General features: G+C 41.9%; 22 protein-coding genes and 1 pseudogene. 2 read left to right on the plus strand and 21 right to left on the minus strand.

Translation table 11 applies throughout. The features are described from left to right. Nucleotides 1–54: 54 nt before the first annotated feature. The 5 genes from rsgA to H5647_RS16220 form a co-directional block, all read right to left on the minus strand. Entirely contained in the window at nt 55–1119 is a 1065-nt protein-coding gene (gene rsgA, locus H5647_RS16200; protein ID WP_045860024.1) for a ribosome small subunit-dependent GTPase A, read from the minus strand. Between the two features lie 1357 nt (nt 1120–2476). Further along, a complete protein-coding gene (locus H5647_RS16205) occupies nt 2477–3202 on the minus strand; it encodes an RluA family pseudouridine synthase (protein ID WP_045860026.1) in 726 nt (241 codons plus the stop codon). Nucleotides 3203–3793: 591 nt separating this feature from the next. Continuing rightward, nucleotides 3794–4213 carry a GFA family protein gene (locus H5647_RS16210; protein ID WP_045860028.1) on the minus strand — a complete coding sequence of 140 codons (420 nt, stop codon included), beginning with the start codon at nt 4211–4213 and terminating at the stop codon, nt 3794–3796. A gap of 124 nt (nt 4214–4337) precedes the next feature. Beyond that, nucleotides 4338–5387, minus strand: a complete 1050-nt coding sequence (locus H5647_RS16215) for an acyltransferase family protein (RefSeq protein WP_268871361.1) — start codon at nt 5385–5387, stop codon at nt 4338–4340. A 125-nt stretch (nt 5388–5512) separates the two neighbouring features. After that, nucleotides 5513–5965, minus strand: a complete 453-nt coding sequence (locus H5647_RS16220; protein WP_045860033.1) for a hypothetical protein — start codon at nt 5963–5965, stop codon at nt 5513–5515. A 241-nt stretch (nt 5966–6206) separates the two neighbouring features. Here H5647_RS16220 and H5647_RS16225 point away from each other — a divergent pair, with 241 nt between their 5' ends. Both H5647_RS16225 and H5647_RS16230 read left to right on the plus strand, forming a co-directional pair. Beyond that, nucleotides 6207–7109 (plus strand): tyrosine-type recombinase/integrase, encoded by a 903-nt coding sequence (locus H5647_RS16225; RefSeq protein WP_045858005.1) that lies wholly within the window; start codon nt 6207–6209, stop codon nt 7107–7109. After that, nucleotides 7106–8176 carry an IS91 family transposase gene (locus H5647_RS16230; RefSeq protein WP_052691964.1) on the plus strand — a complete coding sequence of 357 codons (1071 nt, stop codon included), beginning with the start codon at nt 7106–7108 and terminating at the stop codon, nt 8174–8176. The genes H5647_RS16225 and H5647_RS16230 overlap by 4 nt, the downstream gene beginning before the upstream one ends. Before the next feature lie 243 nt (nt 8177–8419). On the opposite strand, the gene H5647_RS16235 is transcribed toward H5647_RS16230, so the two are convergent. The 16 genes and pseudogenes from H5647_RS16235 to H5647_RS16305 form a co-directional block, all read right to left on the minus strand. Further along, complete coding sequence (locus H5647_RS16235) at nt 8420–8830, minus strand: carboxypeptidase regulatory-like domain-containing protein (RefSeq protein WP_045860035.1); 411 nt, start codon at nt 8828–8830, stop codon at nt 8420–8422. A gap of 323 nt (nt 8831–9153) precedes the next feature. Next, on the minus strand, nt 9154–9933 hold the full coding sequence (gene istB / locus H5647_RS16240) for an IS21-like element helper ATPase IstB (protein ID WP_045855575.1): 780 nt from the start codon (nt 9931–9933) through the stop codon (nt 9154–9156). Then, nucleotides 9930–10949: pseudogene (istA, locus tag H5647_RS16245) on the minus strand (IS21 family transposase). The gene istB and the pseudogene istA overlap by 4 nt, the downstream one beginning before the upstream one ends. Before the next feature lie 382 nt (nt 10950–11331). Continuing rightward, nucleotides 11332–11484: an IS66 family insertion sequence element accessory protein TnpA gene (gene tnpA, locus H5647_RS22495; RefSeq protein WP_408034005.1), complete on the minus strand. Its 153-nt coding sequence runs from the start codon at nt 11482–11484 to the stop codon at nt 11332–11334. Nucleotides 11485–11625: 141 nt separating this feature from the next. Next, nucleotides 11626–11889, minus strand: coding sequence for a hypothetical protein (locus tag H5647_RS16250; RefSeq protein WP_082087089.1), 264 nt, complete (start codon nt 11887–11889; stop codon nt 11626–11628). Nucleotides 11890–12347: 458 nt separating this feature from the next. Continuing rightward, entirely contained in the window at nt 12348–13850 is a 1503-nt protein-coding gene (gene tnpC, locus H5647_RS16255) for an IS66 family transposase (RefSeq protein WP_045858889.1), read from the minus strand. 23 nt (nt 13851–13873) lie between these two features. Beyond that, a complete protein-coding gene (tnpB, locus tag H5647_RS16260) occupies nt 13874–14284 on the minus strand; it encodes an IS66 family insertion sequence element accessory protein TnpB (RefSeq protein ID WP_082087014.1) in 411 nt (136 codons plus the stop codon). Next, a complete protein-coding gene (gene tnpA / locus H5647_RS16265) occupies nt 14227–14520 on the minus strand; it encodes an IS66 family insertion sequence element accessory protein TnpA (RefSeq protein ID WP_045858888.1) in 294 nt (97 codons plus the stop codon). The genes tnpB and tnpA (H5647_RS16265) overlap by 58 nt, the downstream gene beginning before the upstream one ends. 131 nt (nt 14521–14651) lie before the next feature. Then, nucleotides 14652–15545: a glycosyltransferase family 2 protein gene (locus H5647_RS16270; RefSeq protein WP_052692120.1), complete on the minus strand. Its 894-nt coding sequence runs from the start codon at nt 15543–15545 to the stop codon at nt 14652–14654. A 116-nt stretch (nt 15546–15661) separates the two neighbouring features. Then, nucleotides 15662–16831: a hypothetical protein gene (locus H5647_RS16275; RefSeq protein WP_045860039.1), complete on the minus strand. Its 1170-nt coding sequence runs from the start codon at nt 16829–16831 to the stop codon at nt 15662–15664. 49 nt (nt 16832–16880) lie between these two features. After that, nucleotides 16881–17876: a DUF6492 family protein gene (locus H5647_RS16280; RefSeq protein WP_045860041.1), complete on the minus strand. Its 996-nt coding sequence runs from the start codon at nt 17874–17876 to the stop codon at nt 16881–16883. Between the two features lie 106 nt (nt 17877–17982). Continuing rightward, nucleotides 17983–19476 (minus strand): tryptophan halogenase family protein, encoded by a 1494-nt coding sequence (locus H5647_RS16285; RefSeq protein ID WP_045860043.1) that lies wholly within the window; start codon nt 19474–19476, stop codon nt 17983–17985. 576 nt (nt 19477–20052) lie between these two features. Next, complete coding sequence (locus H5647_RS16290) at nt 20053–21768, minus strand: hypothetical protein (protein ID WP_045860048.1); 1716 nt, start codon at nt 21766–21768, stop codon at nt 20053–20055. Between the two features lie 186 nt (nt 21769–21954). Further along, entirely contained in the window at nt 21955–22911 is a 957-nt protein-coding gene (locus tag H5647_RS16295) for a glycosyltransferase family 2 protein (RefSeq protein WP_045860050.1), read from the minus strand. A gap of 10 nt (nt 22912–22921) precedes the next feature. Next, nucleotides 22922–23689: a Clp protease/crotonase-like domain-containing protein gene (locus H5647_RS16300; RefSeq protein WP_162926419.1), complete on the minus strand. Its 768-nt coding sequence runs from the start codon at nt 23687–23689 to the stop codon at nt 22922–22924. A gap of 17 nt (nt 23690–23706) precedes the next feature. After that, a complete protein-coding gene (locus H5647_RS16305) occupies nt 23707–24855 on the minus strand; it encodes a glycosyltransferase (RefSeq protein WP_045860054.1) in 1149 nt (382 codons plus the stop codon). Nucleotides 24856–24859: the final 4 nt, after the last annotated feature.

Below are 24859 nucleotides of genomic sequence, written 5' to 3' on the forward strand. Positions count from 1 at the left end.
TTCATTCACGTCACCTAGCACACAGGCTATACACATAGATTTCAAACAAAAAAATTATCGTTTCTTATTTTTCATCGTAGCTTTTATAAGCTTTCCAAAAGCCTTATCCTTCTTTCTTTTTTCTGAATAAGACATTTCGTTAAATTCTGACTCTTTTTTCATCTTTAGATGATTTCTATAACGCTGCTCGGAAAGCTCCCCAGCCTTTATGGCCGCCAATATTGCACAGCCCTTCTCATTATTATGGGAGCAATTAGAAAATTTACACATTTCAGCAAGCGCCAATATATCCGAGAACGTCGCATCCAGCCCCTCCTCGACAAACATACCGCCCATCTCTCGCATGCCTGGAGTGTCTATAATCATAGCGCCACAGTCTAAACGAACTAATTGACGGCTAGTCGTTGTGTGTCGGCCTTTGCTTTGTATATTACTTACCGGCTGAGTTTGGAATGTAGTACTACCGAGAATACAGTTAAGCAAAGTAGTTTTACCCACACCAGAGGAGCCTAATAAGCAATAAGTAGATTCGCTCTCTAACGAACCCATAATACAATCGATATTGTCTCGGCTTAAATTGCTAAATTCAATAACCGCAATGTTAGGAGCAATAGCCGCGATTTTTTGCTTACATTCGCCCGCGTCTTCTTTAGATGTAAGATCGCATTTGCTGAGCAAAATAACCGGCGTAATCCCGCCTTCATTCACCATAACCAAATAACGTTCCAACCGCCGTAGATTGAAATTATCATTCAAAGACTGGATAATAAAAGCAACATCAATATTGGCCGCAATCAGTTGGAAATCAACAAGCTTTCCCGCCGCCTTCCTTTTTAAAAGTGTTTTTCGTGGCAAAACACCGACGATAATCGCATGAGTCGCGTCATCGTAAAAATCGGCATACACCCAATCACCCGTGGTCGGAAGATCGCTAGCCGATTCTGAAGAATAAAGAAGGTTTCCTGACAGCTCAGCAAATATCGCCCCCTCTCCTTTCGTCACCGTATAGCTATCTTTATGCACAGACACAATCCGTGCCACCTCATGATCTGCAATTTTTTCGCCATCCGCGCGCGTCTCAAACCAATCGCTATACCCAAGCTTTTTCACGTTATTCATAAAACAGTATTAACCTCGCCCATTATTACGAACATTGATATTCTTAAGCTCCTCACCATCACCCAAGCTCTCGCAAATCACCAATTCTATCAGCGAGAAGAAGATTCCCAACACTTCAATACTGCCTATTCAATACAAGTCAGTACGCTACCAACAATAGCCTGATCATAACGCTCTGCCAGCCAAAAGCGTCAAATATAGCGAAGAGAGGCGAAGGGAGACTAGTTTTCTCGCTCTACAAACGTAAAAAAACTGACCGTACCACGCCGAGAAATATTACGGAAATAATTTGGCGTAAAATAAAGCTACGTGACATATTCAAATAAGCGTGGCATAAGTGGACTGACCCCGCTATTTGAGAGTGATTTTTATAGGGTTTATGAACCCTTAAAATACCTCTATCACAACATCAGGCTCCGACCCCAGAATTAAATACTCACCATTTAAAGCAATAGCCTGCTTGGTTTTTTTCGTTAGTACTTCTTGCGCTAACTGACATTTGTTATGTAAATAATTGTATATTCTAAACCCATTCCCATAAAAATATGCGAGTATTGTTCATTGACAATCTAGGCCGCGTGAAATCCCTCTAGCCTATAAGTCATCATCATTAACGACGCGTAACATTAAAAATATATTCAGAATAGCAGGAACAAATATTTTATCTTTAAACGATTTTTTAATATTGAATACACCCCTTCCCTAGGCTATCACCAACAACATCGATACCAGCAACCAACCCAACCTCAGTTGTTATTGCGTTTATGATAATTTTCTTGTTGCGTCCACATGTTACGCCAAGCCTACCACTGGACGCTCGACACCGTTAAGGAGAACTGTAATTAGCCCCCTATTTTTCGACGCACAAACCAGAGTTGCCCATCACGTCAACCGTGGTTTCACCTCCCTTTTTATGAATACAACGTAATACTGAAAACAGACCTTCCCAGCCGATTCGTTTACCTCTCCTAGATTGAACACAGCCTTATTGGCGGCTCTATTAATTGCAGTTACATACGGATAATGAATATTATCCCCTTCGCAACACCTATTGCCAATTACGTTTCTATTTCATTTGATAAAGACATCGCATCGTATAACGACTACAACATCTTCTTTGCCTATATGGTGCCCTCAAGCTAAAGCGCATATAGCTACGCGTTCAAACCTAGACACATAATCCAGCGCACACCTCTACAGCCTACATCATTACAACGCTCACCTTCATCCATTGAAAGCGGTGCGCAACTTTTTTCACCGCTCGCTAGAACTCATGTTTCCATCTCATTAAACCGGCCAAGCCTACTCTTGTGATCTAGCCCGGCAAAGGGACCATTAAAAACACAACCCCTCTCACTTAAAAAGGGCAAGCGCTTCTACCTTTTATTCGAGCACCACCCCTTGGATGGTCAAAATCCAGCTCGCTGGCATGCAGCAATAACCGATTGGCCATTTTCTCACTAACATTATTCTTATACAAATCGCAGCCCAGTATAGGCCGACCAACTTTAAGGCTATGTATTCGCAACTGATGGGTGCGCCCCGTTAATGGCGTAAATTTCACTCGACAACGTGCAGGCTTATCTAGACGCTCTAACACTTGGTATTCACTACAGGCAGGTTTTCCTGTATCGAAACATATTTTTTGTAAGGGAAAATTTTCTTTGTCTTTAGCAATAGGATATTCAATTTTACCGTTGTCACTCACCAACCAGCCTTCTAGCATAGCGATATATTCTTTCCTCACGGTACGCGCTTGAAACTGTTTAGTTATATTACTATTTGCGTTCTTGTTCAATGCTATAAGCATAATACCCGAAGTGCCAAAATCTAATCGGTGCGCTAAAGTTGCCGAGGGAAACCCACGAACCTCTTGCTCTACCCCCTCTCCCTTTAAGCACCCCTGCACTAATCGGTAATGCACTGAATCTTTATTACGAGGGTTTTTACCCGATAGGCTTAACAGGCCACTAGGTTTTTCTATAAGTAATATTTCCGTATCTTCATACAAGATACGAATTTCACCATAACAAGGTGGTGCAATAAAGTCATCGACAATACAAGAAGATAGTTTGGCGGGCATTAACGGTAACCTCTTGAAAACCCAATTTATACACAGTATTTAAACAGAACACTAACCGTTTTCTTGACACATTAACACTAAACTTAAGATGCTCTTTTGCCACAAACTTACCTACACTACCCACCTCCTGCGGGAGCAACCTTGGATCTCACAAGTTCCTCCCTCATCTCTTTATACATGCCACGGTTTTATAACTCCGCTAATTCGCGACAATCTTGCCTTTACGATTGCTTTGCGTGGGCTTCGACAGCGTTACAGGCCTTGCCAATTAGAACAACACATTTACGGAGCGATACCAACACTTCAGGGACACGAATCCCCTGTGGCCTACATAATTCTCTGTCTACGCTTCACACTGTTTGTTCGATTAATTGAAAACTTTAAAAATAAATAACGTTTTCCGGAAAGGTATCAGCAATCCTTAATCTCCGCGCAGCGCGCAAGACTCGATACGGGTGAGCGGCTAAGTCTTACCCGACAGGGACTTTCACCCCGCAAGATGGGACAAGCTTCCTTGTCGCACTAACGCCCACACAAAAGGCGCGCCCAGCGTAACGAAGTGGAGCGTTTTTTAATGCGATTATTAGGCATTTAAGAGCCCATACCGGGAGGCAAAATATCGAATTTTGGAACACCCTCAGGATAAACGGCCCATGAAGGGGCTGACGCAGTATAAATTGCCATTGACGGTGCAAGACCACTCACTTGATGAAGCGTTGAGACCCCGACAGAATAAAAATTACCGACTGTAACTTCCGCCGCTACCATTACCCCGCAATGAGAGCAAAACATGTGGCTCATATCTTTGCCCGAATCGCCTTTACGTGTATAGATTGATGGGCTTCCTGCCGTAATTTTGAACTTGTCTTTCGGGAACCATGCGCCAAACCATTTATCTGAGCCAGTATGAATTTGGCACTCTTTGCAATAACAAAATACTGCATTCACCGGCTCATCTTCGACAGAATATTTTAATTCGCCGCATCCACAACTTCCATTTCTAACTGTCATTTTAATCTCCTGTTTAGTTCGACGGTATTGCCAAACGTCTTTATAACGGGCAGCCTGTGGCGAAGCCACGTTTTAGGCTGTCCAACCACGAAGTAGCGTTCGCTGATAAATTCGTTATATACCATTAGCCGGTGAATAATATTTTTATATTTTTTTTCGAGGACTCACTTGCAATATTCGTAATAATTTTTTTAACAAAGTAGACCTGTATGAAAGCAAGTAAAGTAGCTAGCAACATAACAACAATATATTTAATTAAAAAATGAGCATTAAAATATTTAACGATCGGAATATGCCATAGATAAATCCAAATTGAATTATTCGCCATAAAAGTTACAACCTTTTCTATTTTTATTTTTGAAAAAACACCTTCAATTTCTTTTGAGTAATACCACAACGTACAGGACACGAATAAAGAATATGAAAAATAATAAATAGATGGTGGGTATTTATAGTTTTGAGTAGGTACAAAATGGCCATAAAACAAATACAACCCTACAGCTGGCACAGCAAAAAGGAGAAAGCTTACAATTGAAATGTATCTTATTTGTACGTCTTTAAGCAATGGTATGCGCAAGCCGACAGCAAACACTACCCCATAAGGAACAATATAATGTGTTACATACGACATGGTTTTTCCTGCTCCTTTTTGGATATACGGTAAAGATAAATACCTAAGGAGTTCATAAATAATAAAAACCAAAAACAACAAAATAAAATATTTTTTATGCGAACTAATTTTTTCATGAAGTTTAAAAATAAGCGGGGAAATCATTGCCACCAAAACAAATACTTTTATAATCCAAACATAGCCGATACCACTAATAAGTAAATATGATGTTATAACTTTATGTAAATTTAGATCTAAGCTTTTCGGGTCTAGCATTAACAATGAAATAAAATATATTGTTAAAAATATCCATACAGGAAATATTAACCTTTTCACCCGCTTCCATAGGTAATTTAAATATTTATCATTAACCTTATAACTCAAACCGAACGACATACCTGAAACTAAAACCATTAAAGGAACATCAAAATTACGAATCTGAAAGAGAACTCCATATGAACCAACATGAGAAAATATAATCATTGATAGACCAATGAATCTCAAAAGATCGATTTTCGAATTACGCACTAGCTTTCCTTGAACTAACGCCCATAGCAGGCGCATTTTTATAGGTGATTGTTTTTATGCCAGCGTAGCGCCCGGCATAAAAACGAGCGCCGGAAAAAATGTCGACCTGGCTATGTTCGCTAATCGCTTTCATTGCACTTCAGTTGATAACCTGGGCATTTCTATTCCGAATCCTGTAGGTTTCCCTGGATTATAATTAGACATGCTTTTGCACATTTGCGTACTTTTTCATTTTTAGCATTGATCGAAACATGTGCTATACCGGCAATCGCAGTTTCGTTAAGGCTTTCAAGTGGTATATTGGAGCAATTACATGGTAACTGCGCCCCGACAGCATCGGGGTAAGCATGCGTGACTATGTCCGCATAGTTCTGCAGTTTTTCGGGAGGCATTCTTGAAAAATCCAATTTAGAAACTTGTTCAGATGTATATGCCAGACCGGACTCGTTGAATGTTATACCTTCCAAATTTTTGGGACATATTTTTCTCGCTGATTCGACCACCTCAGGGAATGACCATGATTCAGGTTGCAATATTTCCACCTCTGAAATGGCGAGCGCACTTACTACTGCCAATAACGTAAAGCAAAAAACCTTGCACATATTTTGATACATTATCGAATTCCTGATTATTGCCTAACGTTAAGTTCAGCGGCAGCTTTTAAGTTGCGGCTTTGTGGAATACTTTTGCGCAGCAAAACCACAAAGACGCGACTTAAAAGCTGTCCAGTGGAGCGAAGCGGAACGATGCTGCAACGCCTTGTTGAACGAAGCCGCTACGCGGCAAAGTTAAAATCCTTATGTATTAGATAATTCCTCTCCGAGCAAGCCCGCTCGTTAACGAGAGGAATATCTAATGAACAAAACACAGCAAAAACGATTCGATTCACTGTACCGCAAGCATGTTAGCGCATTGAAACGGCAAGGCAAAGCCGATACAACTATCGATGTTTATTCTCGCGCCCTTAGGCGTATTACAGCGTTTTTCGACTGCCCGCCTGATACCCTTACCCAAGAACACTTCGAAGCCTATTTCGAATCCCTTGTTCGCACCCACTCATGGTCTACCGTCAAAGTCGATCGCAATGGCCTCCAATTCTTCTATAAGTACGTACTCAAAAAAGAGTGGAACTGGGTCGAGATTGTTCGGCCACCTAAAGTCAAAACCCTTCCCGATGTGTTAACGCTAAAAGAACTCGAACGCCTACTGAATGGTACCCGGGAGTTACGCTTTCAGGCCTTTATCTTTACTTCGTTTAGTATGGGGCTTCGTCTTGCTGAAGCCCTGAACCTTCAGGTTGGCGATATTGATAGTGAGCGTATGAAGATTCACGTTCGATGCGCTAAAGGTAAGAAAGATCGCTACGTCACCTTGCCGCAGTCAACACTACAGACCTTACGCGCTTACTGGGCAACACACCGCCACCCTAGGTTCCTATTTCCGCGTGGACGCGACGCTCAGGAGCGGCATACAGCAACAGCCGCCATGGACCGAGGCGGTCTTCAGAAGTCTTTTAAGGCCATTGTAAAAGACGTAGGTATTAGTAAAGCGATCACCATTCATAGCTTGCGGCACTGCTACGGTACGCTATTGACAGAAGCCGGTGTAGGCCTACGCTCTATTCAGCATGAAATGGGACACGAATGCCCAAAGACTACAGCGTTGTATACACAGCTATCCAATCACACAGACGTTAATGCGGGCAAACGCATCAACGCACTCATGAACAAGCTGCGTATTTTGTGGGGCCAAGCATGAGTACGCCAGCGCACACCCTACAAGCTATCACTGAAAAGTATCGAACCCGTTTTGAGTCTCGCTATAGATCCAAGATTAACAAAGATCAATGGTCGGCCTTGAACGCCATAACCGGTTGTCGTAAAGGGCAGTATGGCGAACTAGGCACAACCTGTTCTTCTTGCCCCTACAGCCAAAACATTCCGCAATCATGCGGGCATAGGGCCTGTAATCAATGCCAATATGGCAGCACTCAAGACTGGCTTGAACGGCAATTACAAAAACAGCTGCCCGTAGATTACTACATGGCGACCTTTACGTTGCCAAGCGAGTTAAGAGCCCTATCAAAAGCCCATCGTAAAACGGTATACAGGCTTTTACTCGAATCGGCGACGAAGACTCTAAAGACATTCGGGCTAAATAAGCGAGGCTTTGAGGCAGAACTGGGCATGTGCGCAGTATTGCATACTCACTCACGACGCCTCGACTACCACCCTCACGTTCATATTGTCATTCCTGGTGGTGGCCTGCACCGCCGCCGAAAGGAATGGCGCAAGCTAAAAGGCAAATACCTATTTAACGGCCGAGCCCTCGCCAAGGTATTCCGAGGAGTCTTTTTAAAGGCACTCAATGATGCGGGGCTACCACCTCATAAATCACCTAAGAAATGGATTGTTCAGTGCACTAAGGTCGGACGAGGTAAAGAGGCGCTGCAATACTTATCGCGGTACTTATACCGCGGAGTAATCGCCAACACCAATATCGTTGCCGACGACGGCACCCACATTACGTTTCAATACATCGATAGCAAAACAAAGATAAGAAAAACCCGCACGCTACTGGGCGAAGATTTTTTGTATCTTTTGCTTCAACACGTATTACCCAAAGGGTTTAGGCGAGCGCGCGACTACGGTTTCTTACATGGAAACGCCAAGCGTATATTGCGCATTGTTCAGTGGATACTAAAAGTGGATATTGAGAACACCACACAGAAAGAGCCTCAAATGAAAAAGCGAATGATGTGCCCCAAGTGTCACTCAATAATGAATGTAATAGGTAGGCACTGGCTTAAACCATCCCCAAGCTAGCGCACGAATAAAGTAACAAAAAAGCCATTTAAATAGGAGAACCACTACACGATGACGCAGTGATTTTTAATCACCTACTGGGTGAGGACTCTGTTCGCCCAACAAAAATAGTGCCGACAAAAACCGGCACTATTACAAACACCTCCTATCGACTTATTTACTAATAAAGAGCTCGACCACGGGCTTGTTCAACAATGAGATATGTCGCGGCAAGCGCGACATATCCTTATTTGTTATAGCGTACTAGTAAAGCTTGACTGGACACTTTGTCGTAGACCCCTTGCTTAACTTTACAGTAGGTTTACGATCAAAATCTTTAGAGCTACCATCGTGTGTAACGTATGTTGTATACCCTTTTTTGGTGACGCACCAGTTCCAATAATATACTTCCATACCGTGCATAACCATAACTTCCATCCTCCACTCCTTAGAGCTAGGAAAACGAGCCTCACCTTTATAGTTTGTCACGACCTCCATTCGAGTTTTCTCATTACCGTATGGATATGCATTCGACACCAATACAACGGTAGCTCCTTGTAATGGCACACCGAATTCATCTACAACCAAAATGTTCGATCTTGGCTGTAATGTTTTGTATACCGGATAACAACCCGACAACAAAACACAAAATAAGAGAACAGAGATAATCTTCATAGATTTGAGCTAGTCATGGTAGAACGGCCAGTTACCCGAACCGCCCCCATACAGATCCGGACGTGCGGAATTACCGCATCCGGCTCTTCAATAATATCGTTGCTCGTGTAAATCACGAACCCTCAATACCAATCTACTGTAATGTATCGCTTCGACACACGCATAGGTTGGATCTGAAAATATCTTAACATGTCCTTAAAACCATTCCAGCTAAAACTCCGCTTCTGACTGCGACGGTTAAGCCATTTATATAAGTGTCAACGCCAGCTTAAAACTGACCCACTTTTACCGATTATCGCCAAAGTAAAACTGACCCACCCCGTTTAATTATTGATCGATTGTGGCGGGGCGATGCCCGCATGCTTTTTGTTTTTCAGCCGATAGCTTTCTCCCGATATTTGTACAATGTGTGCGTGATGCAGTAGCCGATCGAGTAGTGCTGCGGTTAGTGTTGTATCGTCAGCAAAGGCATTTGACCATTGTGAGAACGGCAGATTGCTGGTGACGATAATGCTGCCTTTTTCGTAACGTTTTGCTATGACATTGAAGAATAAATTCGCCTCCTCTCGCCCAAAGGGTAGATAGCCAATCTCATCAATGATCATTAATTTCGGCCCAATAATATTTCGCTTAAGATAACCATCAAGTCGGCCTTGCGCTTTTGCTGTGGAAAGCTGCAACATTAAGTCGGCAGCGGTTATAAAGCGCGTTTTGTGACCCGTCAAAATGGCTTTATAGGCCAAAGCGATTGCAAGATGGCTCTTTCCTACACCACTTGGACCAAGTAACACCACATTCTCTGTCCGCTCTAAAAAACCTAATCCAGCAAGTTCCTGAATCTGTTTTTTGGGGGCTCCTGAGGCAAACTTGAAGTCGTAATCTTCTATGCGCTTTTGGGCTGGCAAACCAGCAAACTTTAGTAATGTCGCTTGCGTACGTTCAGCTTTTGCATCTAGCTCGGTGCGCAGTAATTGCTCAAAGAAGTCTGCTAGGGTTTGCTCAGTTGAGCTGGCTTTATCGGCTAGCGCCGACCACTCTCTGGCCATTGATTCCAACTTTAGCTGCGTGCAAGCACTGCGTATGCGTTCGTGTTGAATGTTCATTGAGCCACCTCAAGCAGTTGATCGTAGACGTCCAGCGGGTGCTGGAAGCTTTCTACCGGAAGTGGTCGTATAGTTGTAATAACCGGTGAATCTACTGTCTTGTATTCAGATGGCAGCGGCTGTAGATATTGCAGCTCTTTATCCATACGTATTTGGGGTTTAACATTAGTTGTGCCGTGCGTCCGCTGATGAGCTACGTCATTTAGCCAAGTGCCTATATGGGCATTTGCGGCCTCAACATTCAGAGTCAGGCCAGCTTGCTTTAATGTGGCAGACAACGGTGTGACAAAACACTGCTTAAGATAAGAGTTGAAGCGTTCAACCTTACCTTTGGTTTTAGCTCTGTACGGTCGGCAAGCCCGAGGTCGGTAACCATAGGTGTTTGCCTGATCTAGTCATTGAGCATTCCATTGGTGCTTACCGTTGCCGTACGCATCGCGCTGAATCATGATGGACTTGGCGTTATCGAAGAGTATCTCCTTTGGTACACCACCAAAGTATTCTAGCGCACCCTTGATGCCTTCAAGCCAATCTTGCTGGTTTTCAGAACTAGAGAACTTTACGTAAGTGCCTCGGCTAAACCCCATTGTAGCGACAAAGGCTTTAAGCGCATTTCGGCCTCGGCGAATGATCGTAAAGTCGACCTGCATTTGCTCGCCAGGTTCGGTTTCGAATCGCACGACTGGGTCATTAACCGAGGGTTTGAACGCATGAACAAACACCTTAATCGTTGATACGCCACCCGTGTACCCTCGTTCACGAATCTCTCTATGCAAAACAGTCGCAGGTATCCAGTGCGGCTTAGCTGCCTCAATACGTTCGAGCAAATACGGCTTGTAAGGATCTAGGATCGAAGGGCGCTGCTCTCGCTCCGAATATGTTGGTGTTTTAGCTGGTGCACGAAGGTAGCTTCGCACGGTATTTCTGGAAAGGTTGAGCTTTTTTGCAATCGCGCGAATGCCAAGCCCTTGCCTATGTAATACGTGAATATCCACTAATATCTCCTGAGTAATCATGTCACCGCCTAGCTATTAATCCGGCGGCTATAGTGCCTCAGGTGGGTCAATTTTCATTTGGCGTTAGTGGGTCATTTTTACATTGGCGTTAACATCTATGTTCGTTAATCACTTTCATTGCACTTCAGTTGATAACCTGGGTGTACCAAACACCTACTCACTTTTAACTACGCTGCTACGCCAATTGCTGTATTTTTTTAAAAAGCCTGAAGCTTTGGTTAGACCCAACTATAACCGTGGGATAGCCAAAACAGAAGGCATAAAATTGTAAGCGCCAAACCAACCACACCTTATCGAGACCTCAATAACCCGATATTCTAATGCCTCCCATAACACCGAAGGAGGCATCATGAGAAAATACCGTAAATACGATTGGCCAAAGCTAATTATGGATCTTCCTCCTACGACGGAAATTTGCATAAGAAATCTTTTGTTTCTTGCAAAAATCTGTCATGGTCAGGTCAGAGGATTCATACCTCTCATATAGGGTCTGCCACTCTGATTCAGATAGGCGGGGAGATCTGTGTTTGGCCATGGTTATTCACCTCAGAAAAGTTAATGAGGTGTGCAAAGTAATTGTTTGCAGCAATGGAGGGTAGAACGGGCTGGAATGAACGCTTACGTGTTAGTGACATATAATAAAGGGGGGTAAACATACCCCCACTCTGCTAATAACTTAAGCCCCCCCCGAAGAGCTGGAACTACTAGAGCTAGAACTAGAGCTAGAACTAGAGCTGGAGCTGGAGCTAGAGCTGGAACCAGGATCAGACCCAGATACAGATCCATTAACTGAAGGTCCGCTCCAGCTGAAATTAAAATAGTAACTAAAGGACCAATCTCCCCCAGCGACAGACTGAATTTCAACCTCAGACAACTCTCTTAACGGGCTAAATTCCAAGCTGACAATACTTTTTAGTTCATTCTGATTTAATTTTCGCATACTAAAATCCTTAATTAGCACTCATCAAGAGGCAGCGCTTCTATGGGAAAATGAAAGTCATACCTTTTACCGCGAAGTAGACACCTAGGGAAACTCCAACAACTGCATCAAACAACAAGGGTATGATCATCAATTTTATAATAGTAACCGTCGATACCTGAGAGAATACTGATTATATATTTACACTCCTTACAGTAAGGAATGCCATTTCAACATATGTCCTAAGAGCAGTTGCATTTTTCAAGATCACGCTCTATCGGACACTCTTCAAAAATTCACAAATCCGTCGCCCTTCTTTTCATACAACCTAGGCATAAATACGTGAATCACTGAAGCCAAATAGCTTGAGGTCATTGCCCTCATTGCCTAGATCCTTTCAATGGAGAGTCTAATAATCTTAGATCCTCTAACCAAGGAGACATCATAACATCAAGCGTAAGCGCCAAACCAACCCCAGGTTAATCAAGCGCTACATTCCAGGGTAGCAAAGAACCCATAGTGTTATCACTACTTAGGTTTGGCAACGTTTCAAACACATGGCGCAAGTATTCATAGGGATTCAACCCGTTCGCCTTTGCCGTTTCTACCAGACTATAGATATTTGCACTGGCACGTGCGCCAGCCTGACTTTTTGCAAAGAGCCAGTTTTTCCTGCCGATCGTAAATGGGCGTATTGAACGCTCAGCTGCATTATTATCAATCGGGTACGAGCCGTCTTCAACGTAATTGGTAAGCCTATTCCATTGATTAGCGAGATACACAAGAGCTTTACCCAAAGCTGTTTTCGGCGGCACCGTTAATAAACTTTTATCCAACCATTTTCTTAGTTTTTCCAGGGTTGGTTTGGCCTCCTTTTGCCTGATTTCAAAGCGCTTATCCGGGGGATCATGTTTAGTTCTAGATTCGATTTGATAAAGTTTTTGTATATAGTTTATTGCTACGTCTGCTTTTCCTGTTTTTTTCTTCAGTTGAGCCTTTTGGGCTTCTATAAACTTTCGGCGTGCATGCGCCCAGCAACCTAAGCGTACTATGTCATAACTATTACAAGCAGGCTGATAGCCATCGTAACCGTCGACCATTATGGCTTTTGTTTGATTGGATAAAAACGCATTGGGTGTTTCTTGTGATCGCGAAGGTGAGTAATGATAAAGGAGCACCGGTTGATCTCCGAAGCTTGCCATTAGCCATAGATAACTTTTACTTTGCGCTTTCTTTCCCGGCTCATCTAAAACTTGCAGCGTGGTTTCATCCAGATGTAATAATTCTTTTTGCTGTAAGTAACTTTGCAATGAATCAATCAGTGGCTGAACAAGATCACCGACTTTAACCATCCAATTCGCCAGGTTTGTACGATCTAGTTCAATGCCGATCCGCTTAAACATCTCACTTTGGCGATAAAGTGGCAATGCATCGCAATATTTTTGCGTCGCAATGTAAGCTAGAAGCCCTGGACTTGCAATGCTCTTCTCGATCGGGAGTTTCACTGAGCGCGCGGCTGTTTTTATGTGGCCTTCGCAGCAAGGGCAAGCGTATTTGAGTCGACGATGACGAATGACTTTTATTTGAGCTGGAATAATATCTAATTGCTCAAGGTCATCGCTACCGATAACCTCAAGTTCTGTTCCGTCATGAGGGCAGACTTTATCTTCTTCGGGAAGGTCGTGAATAATATCTTCCCTAGGGAGCTCATCAGGAATGCTGACGCGCGGCTTGCATTTTCGCTCGTGCGATTTTACGGTTGTTGTTACCGATTCATCCTCAGTGGATACATCTTCGGCGAGAGATTCAGCCTCGTTAAAGAGGCCGAGTTGATCTGGTGATATTTTTTCGCTGGAAGCGGAAAATTTTTTATGAAGAAAAAGACGGATTTGTTCCTTTAACGATTCTACTTGCACATCACGCCTTGCAAGCTCTTCTCGCAATAATTCATTTTCTTTTTCTAGCTTCGCCACGTCATTCATGGCTGTGGATTATACCAAAATACCTATCCTACAGCACTATAGATGAGCTGCTTATGAGGTTTTATTTGTGTGATATCGAACCCGCGTAATAGCCAATGCCATTGCTCACTATCGATTTTTATGGTTTCGCTACTTGAGCGCTTTGGCCATTTAAACTTCTCTTTCTCTAAGCGCTTTTGCCAGAGAACGAAGCCTGTTTCATCCCAATAAAGTACTTTGAGCTGAGAGCGGCGCTTATTACAGAAAACGAAAATGGCGCGGTCAAAAGGCGATAACGCCATATCATCTGATACGATCAACGATAGACCGTTAATGGCTTTTCTGAAGTCCACAGGGTCTCGATGCAAATAAACGTTGATGGAGTTTGACCACTTAATCATGCGAGACTGTGCACTAGAGTCGTAAAAGACTGTAACTGCATGCTGGTAGGGCATTCGATTTTACATCGACCTACGACGATTATTAGGCTGGTTTTTGCGGTGGCCGTTTGCTGCGGCTCGACCTCCAACTCGATGAACTTGGTTTTATCTTGGTTGCGGTGTTTATGTAGCTGTTGATTGAAATAGCGTGAGTTTATGTCACGCTCCTTGCAAAATTGAGTTTGGGTTTTATCGCTAGCCTCAAAATCTACAATTAGCTTTGGCCAATCGTATTTACGGTATTTTCTCATGATGCCTCCTTCGGTGTTATGGGAGGCATTAGAATATCGGGTTATTGAGGTCTCGATAAGGTGTGGTTGGTTTGGCGCTTACCATCAAGCTAATAATTATGGTGAAGAACCTAAGCTCCTCCTCATACTGGCTAGGCCTTTACTAACAGTCCCACCATTCGTTTTTTATATAACTTTACAGATCCACTGAGATAATCGTGGAAAAATCCCAATTTAAACATACTCCACAAAATACCTTTAGCAGAGGGATAGTTTGAGAACTCAATATGAAGCCTTAATGCCCACCGCATCATTATGCAATATTGCAAAGGATTGGAACTGAAAAAGTGCGAGTGTTCCATAAATATCCTCTCATAAACATTAAGGTCTGAATATATTTCAAAACTTGAAGCCAGGCGACTAATATGGTCTTCGTACTTTACTATACCAATAAAACTCACTGATACTGGATTCATTCCACGACTTAATAGACGAACCATAAGCTCGGTGTCCTCAGCAACCTTGTATGAATGGTTAAACATACCAGCCGCAATAAGATCATCACGCCGAATGAGAAAGCCAAAACTAGCTCCTATCGAAAGAGCGTCTCTAGTTGCCTCAAATGAGCTCTCATAGACATCAGGGTAAGTCCTATACAACCTTCGTTGATCAGCATTGATATTTGATTGAACAAATTCAACACCACACCAAAAGAATGTATTCGAATAACTAGATGCTTCTATATTTGAAGCCATATACTCCAAATAACCTGGCCGAAACTCATCATCATCATCCAAGAAAGCGACCCATTCATTTTTTGCCGCTAACAATCCAGTATTACGAGTATTAGAGACACCTTGGGTGGAGGCGTGTCTGATGTAGATCACCTCAGTCTCAAACTCAGACAGGATCTCATCATAGGACTCAGCGGAACAATCATCGACAACAATAATTTCAACACCTCGCACCTCTTGAGCCAATACACTTCTTATAGCCCTGACTAGGTAGGATGGTCTATCTAATGTTGGAATAACGACGGTAAACATAAGGACAGACTACGTAAATTAACAAAATTGAGGAAAATTCCAGAAACTTTTTAACAGACAAGAGAAGATGAAAATAGAAACTGTTCTTATCTTTTACATGATGCTTGCAGATGATCCTACTCAGCATCCTTACGTAGAAAAAGGAACTGGTCGAAATATAAGGGTGGTACCCTACCCGCGAAAAGACCCCGCACAATACTAGTGACATTAGTGCAACGATCCAAGCAATTTGCCCAGTCCGTCAACTTATCCTTATTAAACGTAGTTAAATGGCCATACTCTCTATGAGGCTCAGCCTCAAAAGGCACATGGACAATGAGCATTGATTTAGTAATAGACCACAGCCTTTTAAAAATTTGTAATGAATCTTCATCGTTGAAATGCTCGAGAATATCATTGGCTGTAACAATGTCTGAATCGATCTCTGAAGGGTTCACATTAAACAAATCTAAGCGGCTCAGCTTAATTTCACTTAAATCAATCTCGCAAGTCTTTGATAACAGATCAATCGTACGATGTGGAAGCTCTAGACATAGATCTGAGCACTCGATTCTAGCAATATTAGTCTTTAACCCTTCAGCTATATTCAAAGAATTTACTAGAACAGGAAAGTGAGCAGTATTCGTTGCCACATCATGCAAAGTCAACCCATCACTATCCTGAAACAATTTCCCTATCGCATAGATTTCAATAAAGTACATAGTTGAAAAGTTCTCTACATGCGTGGCTACATCCACTGGCTCAGAGTCAGACAACTTACGATAGTTTCCAAGCATTTTCAGATGTGTATTAACTGTCTTTCTTTCATTCAGTGCTTCGACTGATATATTGCAGGTCATCCCAACTATGTGATGATACAAAAGAATGATCGCACTAAACACACCATGATCCATATTCTCTAAACGGGTTAGGCTCAACTCTCTTGCTCGATCCTTTAACTGAATACTTAGAATTGAATCAATTGACTGATCTAGACTGTCGATCAAATCCTCTCTCTCAGAAAGGCCTAAAGATCTAGGTTGAAAAATAAGGAATGAAAGATCATCAACTTCCATATAAACCGCTTTAAGGCAATCGGTATCCAAGGACCAGCACCGAGATCCTAGCTTCAATGCAAGGGCACCCACATTAAGGGCGTCAATTCTAGGGCTTGCATAAATATGACTAACCGATTGCCCGCCGGCTGTATCTATCTTTGAGAATACAAAGGGAAACCCTTTAAAATATTTCTCGGCAACATTGGCTTTCCTACGTGAAAAGACATTTTCGAAAAGGCGCGTTAACATTGATTTAGACTTCCAAAAATTACTCAAAATTGGGGAATGGCTATTGTGCCTACTTTGTCACATCAAGAGGCAATATTTCTTTGCGAATATATTCAACAATAAGCTCATCATAAAAGGTTGAATATAGCGTTATAAGGTTATTTCTATATCCGTCATTTAAATATCGTAAAACCTCTCTGTGAAGCCCAAAGACTTTGATATTTGTATCTTCTAGCGCTATAAGTTTACCATCCAATGAATTCCAATAATGATCCTCTGGATTTTGTGAAAATACGCAAAAGCCAGAGATATTCACTGGAATTTCGAAGTGATCATCTAAATTTTTCTGACTGACCAAAAAGGCTGTGTACAAGTAGAACTCTGTACAGCTATCATAACCATCTCGCGAGAACAATAACAACAGAGATTCAGCAATCCAATGTTTTTTTGAAAATCCCTTATGTGTAGCGATATGAGAGGCCAATAGGTGAAGATTTCTAAAGCTTCTTAATGAAATCTTCCTCAGCAACAAAGTGACATACTTAGAAATAAATATGAAAGGTGTGATTGTTACAGGCATCCTTTTAATATCAGTAAATTGATTCTCTGCTTTGAAATATTTAAGGCAATTCAGGTAACAAGAGATCATAGATCCTGAGTCTCCAAGATAGAGGTACGGCTTTCCAGCATCTTCTTGACTCAAAAATGAACCTTTTGTTACCTTTCTAATAAAATGATTTTTAGCATCAAGGACAAGATAACATTCACTTTTCACTATCGTGGAGACAGCAAGTTTGATCTGCTGCTGACTCAACCAGCCAGGTGTCAAGCGATCTATCCCGAAAACTTCACTATCTACAAACTCCAGCTTCCCCCTAAACGCTTCAGGATAATCGTTAACTAACACTGGCAGTTTTTTATTTGTAAATACATCAAAGTGCTTATCGTTATAGATTATGAATACTGTGTTCACACTTTCAGGGTCAACCAGAGTATAAGACTTAGCCTGCAACCTCAAAAGTCTAAACTCTGCTTCATCATCAAATATTGTCGTTACTATATCCATACACAAAAATAATCTCGGGGGCGCCATCAATGAAAATCAAGAGCTTGCAAGCTACAGCACTCTAGATTCCTTATATTAGAGGGAAGTCCTACATGAGTTTTTCACCTCAACTTTCCACATCACAATACTCGGTTACAAAATCTCTATGCAGCGGAAGCTCACTCAGAGTTTGTTCAATTGACTGCCTCATCATACCCAACTGTGCCATATTCACGTTCTCACGCATCAACTCAGCCACACGACAATGTGTCATCTGCTCAACTCCCTGTCCGGAAAGAACCTGAATCCAAGATGCCTCTTTAAATAGCTCATTTCTATCCTCAAGTGCTGATACTCGACCCACCTCTCTATAGCGTTCTATGCGATCATGCAATTCAGTTGGAATATCCATACTCCTACAATACTCCCAAAAATCACTATCATTTCTGTTGGTCAATTTGTAATGTGCGATAATGAAATTTCTAACACAGTCCGTTTCCCTTTTTAAAGATTCATTATATGCATCCACATCATATTTATTAATACCAGCAAATGGAAATACTTGTAACAATCTCAATATTCCCCTAGATATCATATGTATACTTGTAGACTCCAAAGGTTCCACAAAACCTCCTGAAAGACCCAGTGCAATACAATTTTTATTCCAGTACAACTTCGATCGACCCGTAGTGAAACTTAAAACATTCGGCTCAGTTAACTCATTCCCAGTCATGTTGGATCGCAATATCTTTAAAGCCGTTTCATCATCCATATAACGATCACAGTAAACATGGCCGTTTCCAGTCCTACTTTGGAGTGGGATTCTCCACTGCCAACCTGCCTCCCGGGCAGTAACATCTGTATATGGTGAAAAAATTGAGGTGTCATCGGTTTGTATAGCAACAGCCTTATTACAAGGAAGCCATTTTGACCAATCCTCATAACCAGTCTGAAGTGTTTTCTGCATTAGAAGCGATCTAAAACCTGTGCAATCTATATATAAATCTGCCTCTAGAACTGCTCCATCCTGTAGCTTTAGGCTCTTAATATGTCCAGTCTCAGAGTCACATTGGATATCACTGATTTTCGAGTTTATATGCTTAACGCCAAAATTTTCAGCAATAACTTTCAAAAATCCGGCATAAGCTGATGCGTCTATATGATAGGAGTATCCAATTCTTTTTCCTTTTGGAAACCCAAACTTCCCCTGCCGGGCAGCACAAGTTTCTAGAGAGTAATCTTCCAATTTTCCGGCGTATCCATTATCTGCTCCATGCTTCCAATATTGGTTAAATGTTCCCAGCCAAGTATCTTGCCCTACACGTCCAAATGAATGAAAGTAACTTTGGCCAACCTCTTTCCAATTCACAAAATTAATACCAAGCTTAAACGTTGCATTAGTCAATTTCATGAACTCCTGCTCATCAATCCCCATGATATTATGAAAGTCAATCATCGTTGGTATCGTTGCCTCACCAACCCCGACCGTGCCGATTTCACTTGATTCAATCAATGTAATATCAATCACCTTACCAGCCACTTTGGATAAGGCCATTGCAGCCATCCACCCTGCGGTCCCACCACCTGCAATAATCACTTTTTGCACAGGCTTAGTATTCATACTCGCCTCCATATTCCGTACTATATTTTATCTGTAAATTCTAGCAACACCATCATCGAATCAATAAACATAAAATCGGTCATGCCGATATGGCAATTCACGAGCAGAGCACATCCCTACTGAAAGGATCATTAATGAGTATTTAGGCGGACAAAAACACCCTTCCTTTTTACCGCAATAACAGCTCGACGACGCCTATAGGCAACTACCTTTTTACCCTTAATAAATTGCCTAAACAGCCTAGATCCGAAATTTCTATGCTCCCCTGAAATGCAGACATCCGATATCAAGCATATCAACCCTTCATTCCACTCATGCCAATGATAGGGCATTCTTCCTATCCGATTCAGCCTCAAAAAGGACTCTCGTGTAACATTCACCCAGGATACATACCCTATTACCTGACCATCTGATGCTTTCATCAACAAAAACGTGCCAGCCTCAATTGAAAACATCACGCTGCGCCTTCGATTATGATTAAGATTGTCAAACCCTGACCTTGACCTTAAATCATCGACAACGCATATGGTATCTCTAACACTCCCTAAGCCAGACACTCAGATCTCCTCTTTGCCATCATGACAGAACCAGACAAAGCTGATCAAACAATACTAAAAAATTAAAACCTCCCACCTCAAATTGCTTCTTATCAATTTTACAAATCTCTACATAGCATTCAGAGTATGTGTAAAAATAATTTTCTTCCCCAACTGCATCACAAATACAAAACTTTCCCGATGAGGTACAATACGAGACACTCAATTCCCCAGAGGAAAATAAATACACCCGTTCACTTCCTGGAGCTTCATAGCAGAACTCACCAACAGCCAGTGCCGTCTCGATATAAGAAGAATAATAATGTGAATCAGCTAAGTGAAGAGTTTCTGAGAGTTGACGGCGCAGTCTTCCCCTGTAGAAAAATGAGGAACAGATTGTCTGCCTATACGATACAATAACTGCACGTATCAGGTCTCTGCTTACGGTCCCATCAGGAGCCTCAGCAAATACATCCTTGCTCAATCTTAGGAAACTCTCGCAAAGCTCTTCGACCCTGTCGTTATCATCAAGATACTCTTGCAATCCTCGCTTACTAACCTTAATGCTAAGACAACTTCCGTACACTGCAAACAGTAGTGATAACATCGGATCATCATAATAACCATCAGGACTTCCAACGATTGCTTCTTTATTCAAATGAATGATGTCATGCATGACTCTAGATACGACATCTGCGTCATTGTTTACATTATACTCCGGCCATTTCTCATAAGAGACCCCTAAAACGTAAGCGCTGTGCTTATGAAAATAGAAATCCATGGCCTCGTTATAGTAAGTCAACAAGGGGTCTATATGTATGTCATAGTTATTAAATTTAGTATGTGTATCCGCATACTCAACAACAATGTCTTCTACATTTCTCCATTCATCTTGGAAGGGTTCCTGATTGGTACCTGTCTGGAAGTTCTTACCAGTGGGAAGAAAAGTGGTCGCCGCAAAATCTATCCATGCTCCATCCACAGTTAAATTCGACGAAGTAGTAGAGCCATGTATTATCCTTGCTGCTTTTGCAAATGCAAATTGATTAGCTTGTGCACGCACAACTTTTGATAGATGCTCAACAAATTTCAGCCTGTCTCCGAGCTCATTATCTACCGCTTTTGAGATGCCTCTCACTCTTACTACATCACTCTGTAACTGCCACTTCCATTCATCGAGAGGGATATAATTTCTTGCCCTAAGAAAATGCGCAGGCCTGACGCACTCGTCTCTGACAATAAGCGCCCCCCAGCACCTCTCAGCATCGCTTATACTTGTAATATCTTCTCCATAAAAACTAGACTCCTTGGCAAGCAATACCAAACCATGGCATTCAACCACACCACAAGGGAGTATTTCACTCAAAATATTCGAGTATATTACTTCACACACAGCATCCACGATATTAAGTGTTCCATGTGAATACCAACTATTAATAACGGACTTCCCTAACAGCTTGTTAGCACCAACTCCTTTTATTTGCCTCCCATCTAGATTGACACAACGAGCTCCTCCACCATTCGATGCCCCCCCATAACCGCCGTATCTATCAGCGAAAGCACTTCCTTCAGAGTCAGCATCAATATCAACTTCCGAAAAAAACTCAGATTCGGGAATAATAACTGAATATTTATTTACAAACTCTTTATCCGTTTCCCTTATAGAGTCCGACTTCCAAACTAAATTAGGAAACCTTACCCTGCTAACCTCAACGGGAACGTAGTTATATTTCCGAACAATTTTCATCAATTTCATAAAGCCCTACAATGCCTTCTAGTAGATCATAAGCTAGACAGCAAACCAACTCGAACAACTTAAACAGCTTGAAAGAAATCAATTAAACATGGTGTAATTCGAAAGCCATGACATACCCTCTTAAAACGGAGACATTGAATACCTGCCATCCCAAACATACATAGATACAGGCCATGATTCATCATTCTAAAATCTGGCATATTTTGGCAATCCAAGAACCCTTAAGAACGATGCAGAAATAGTATATTTAATGCAATGCATCTTATCCCCAATAACCCATAGATTTTTTATTGCATTAATTTCTCCCTTAACATTTTTGGATTGCCCATGCACCTGAAGGGCCCACCTAAGCATATGTTTTGTACATGCAGGGTTATTCTTAAAAAAATCTTTATGTTTGCCTATTAGCCTTTCATAAACCCCAGTCTCGGAATATATCGCTAAATTTCCGGACAACCTATCACTGTGATCTTCATACTTTACAACACCGACGCGACTAACAGGCTGTACTTTTATATCTTTACTAAGTAGTCGAGCGATCAACTCAACATCTTCACAAACACTAAAACTTAGGTCAAAACCCCCATACCTCAGAAAAAACTCCTTCTTTATCGCGAGCCCAAAACTTGCACCTATCGATAACGCCGTTGATTTAAGGTGCTCATCATCAACATATGCCCTCGGCCACACCCTTTTCAGGCTCTCAACCTCCCCATCCTTGCCTACTGAGCGAATTTCCACATCGGACCATAACAGTCCAACATCAGGACTTCTCACTATATATTTTTCGAGGGTTTTCAGATACCTATCAGCCAAAACATCATCATCATCCAGAAAAACTATCCACTCACCGCTCGCTCTTTCAATGGCTTGATTTCGTGCATACGAAACACCCCCAGCATGATCATTCCTGAGATATCTTACCCCCCTGCACTCGTCCTCTCCTAAATTATACTCATCCGTAGATCCATCATTAATAACTATGACCTCTAAACCCGAAAAATTTTGGCTCCTAACGCTCCTAAGAGCTCTCCTAAGAAGTGCTGGCCTATTGTGAGTTGGAATAACAACGGTAAATAAACACTGATCATTTGTTGAAGCAGATTTAATCACCGCCTCATATCGCTTTTTTTCTATATCCATTTATCGTTCTTCAAGGGAAATTTACATGATATACTTTATCAAAATGCATATTTTCATCAGGCTCCCATCGACCCCCTTCCACAGAGACATTTTTAACCCCCATATTCTTTAACGAGTCAAGGTCATAATAAAACCCAAAATACATCCCCGAGTCGCATATCTCTTTATAGTCCCCTTTCTGCCCGTATGTTGGGAGCTCATTGCTCACGCCCATTTCCTCAAAATATTCCTGCTCTATTTTCACTAGTGCGTTGAGCTCTTCCTCCAAGCTATCTGATTTCTCCAAACCGAATAAATCCATAATATATTGTGGCGTATCCTGGTCATTATATGCATTCGATTTGGCTGACTGCTCATACGTCCCTGATAGCGTTTGGTCGAGCAAGCCCTCCTGCTGTAGACCACCATGAAATACCACGAGTGAGTTTCGCGTGATGACTTTATCTTCACCCGCTATAAAAATATAATTTGCACAGGAAGATACACAATAACCCTCAACTTTTACCCTCATTTTCCTGTTTTTAATCAACCTCCCTATTGCCATTGCAACAAGCGCCGAACCGCCTTGACTTGAAACTGTAACTTGCTGAGCTTTTGGGCTTTTCTCCAGCTCAATTTTAAAAGCATCATATGTATTCGCACTAATCTCACCAACAAGCTTTATATCCAATTTCTCACCCTCCGAACCTTGAGCACACGAAAAACCTGCTAGTATAAACACAGCGAATAGAGAGGTTTTGATAACTCTATTTCTTCCATCTTGATTTAAAGTCATCATAAGACACCTCAATACCCTCATATTTCTAGCCCCATCATTTCAACGACTTTCATATTACCTGGAGAATATAGAAACTTATTTTCAACAGATCTCTTTCCATTTTCTGCTATATCAGTAGCGAAGGCCTTGTCCATCAGCATTCGTACAACTTTCCCTCTAAATTCATCATCATCTTTAGCCACAAGCAGGCTTTCACCGTCAGCAAGTGAACATTCAAACCCTCTATGAGCCAAAGGAGTTACCACTGTTGGCACACCCCTCAATAGAGATTCTATTACCTTTATATGTGTTCCGCTACCCTGATACATGGGAACAACTGATAAATCCACCCCTTCGTATGCTCTATTTATGTCCTCGACATACCCACAAAGCTCAATACTTGTATCGCTCCTCCATGCGCACGCATACTCCTCGGGAAGCCCTGCCCCTACGATCTTAAGCTTAACGTCACAGCCTACTTCATCACAGACACGCTTCCAAACATGTCGTATAAAATGGTCGAGCCCATGATAATTTGGGTAATAACCCAACATCCCTATAAATAAAACAGTCAAACATCGATCTTTTGTGTCTTGGAAAGATGAATCAATGCCACTCACCGGGAAAATTTTATTAGGGCACTCGTAATAATTCTCACTCCATTTAATCGCACCACTTTTTTTTGCAAATAGAACAGCCTTGCAACGGCTCAAATCTTTAACATACCTAAGGTTAATCAGGTGACATATGCATCTAAATATCGATCTCCTCACCGGCTTTCTTGATAACATCTGCACAGCTTGTCCGTTTGTTTCACTCAGACAATCATCACAATCGAGAATCAATTTTTCTAAACCGATCAAGCCTAGCCAGTACGCCGTCGAATAGTACCTGACAAAAACATAGTCATATGTCGAACCAGCTAACGCCTCCTTCACCTTTTCATGCAAGCCGGGCCTTGCCCAAACCTTTAGTGGCTTCCAACAATTTTCAAGGACCGTCCCTAGAAAATTATTCTCACGCTTAAATGGCCCTATATCTTTTACGTTCCTAGTGGCCGGATCGGCCAACATGAAGTCTACTTCAAATGAAACTTTCAACTCTTCATAAATCTGATAAGTTCGCATTACCCCCCCAGAACCTGACATAAGAGGTAAATATGGAGAAATGAATAGCAATTTTTTCATGGCG

This window comes from Teredinibacter purpureus (genome assembly GCF_014217335.1).
Taxonomy (GTDB): domain Bacteria; phylum Pseudomonadota; class Gammaproteobacteria; order Pseudomonadales; family Cellvibrionaceae; genus Teredinibacter; species Teredinibacter purpureus.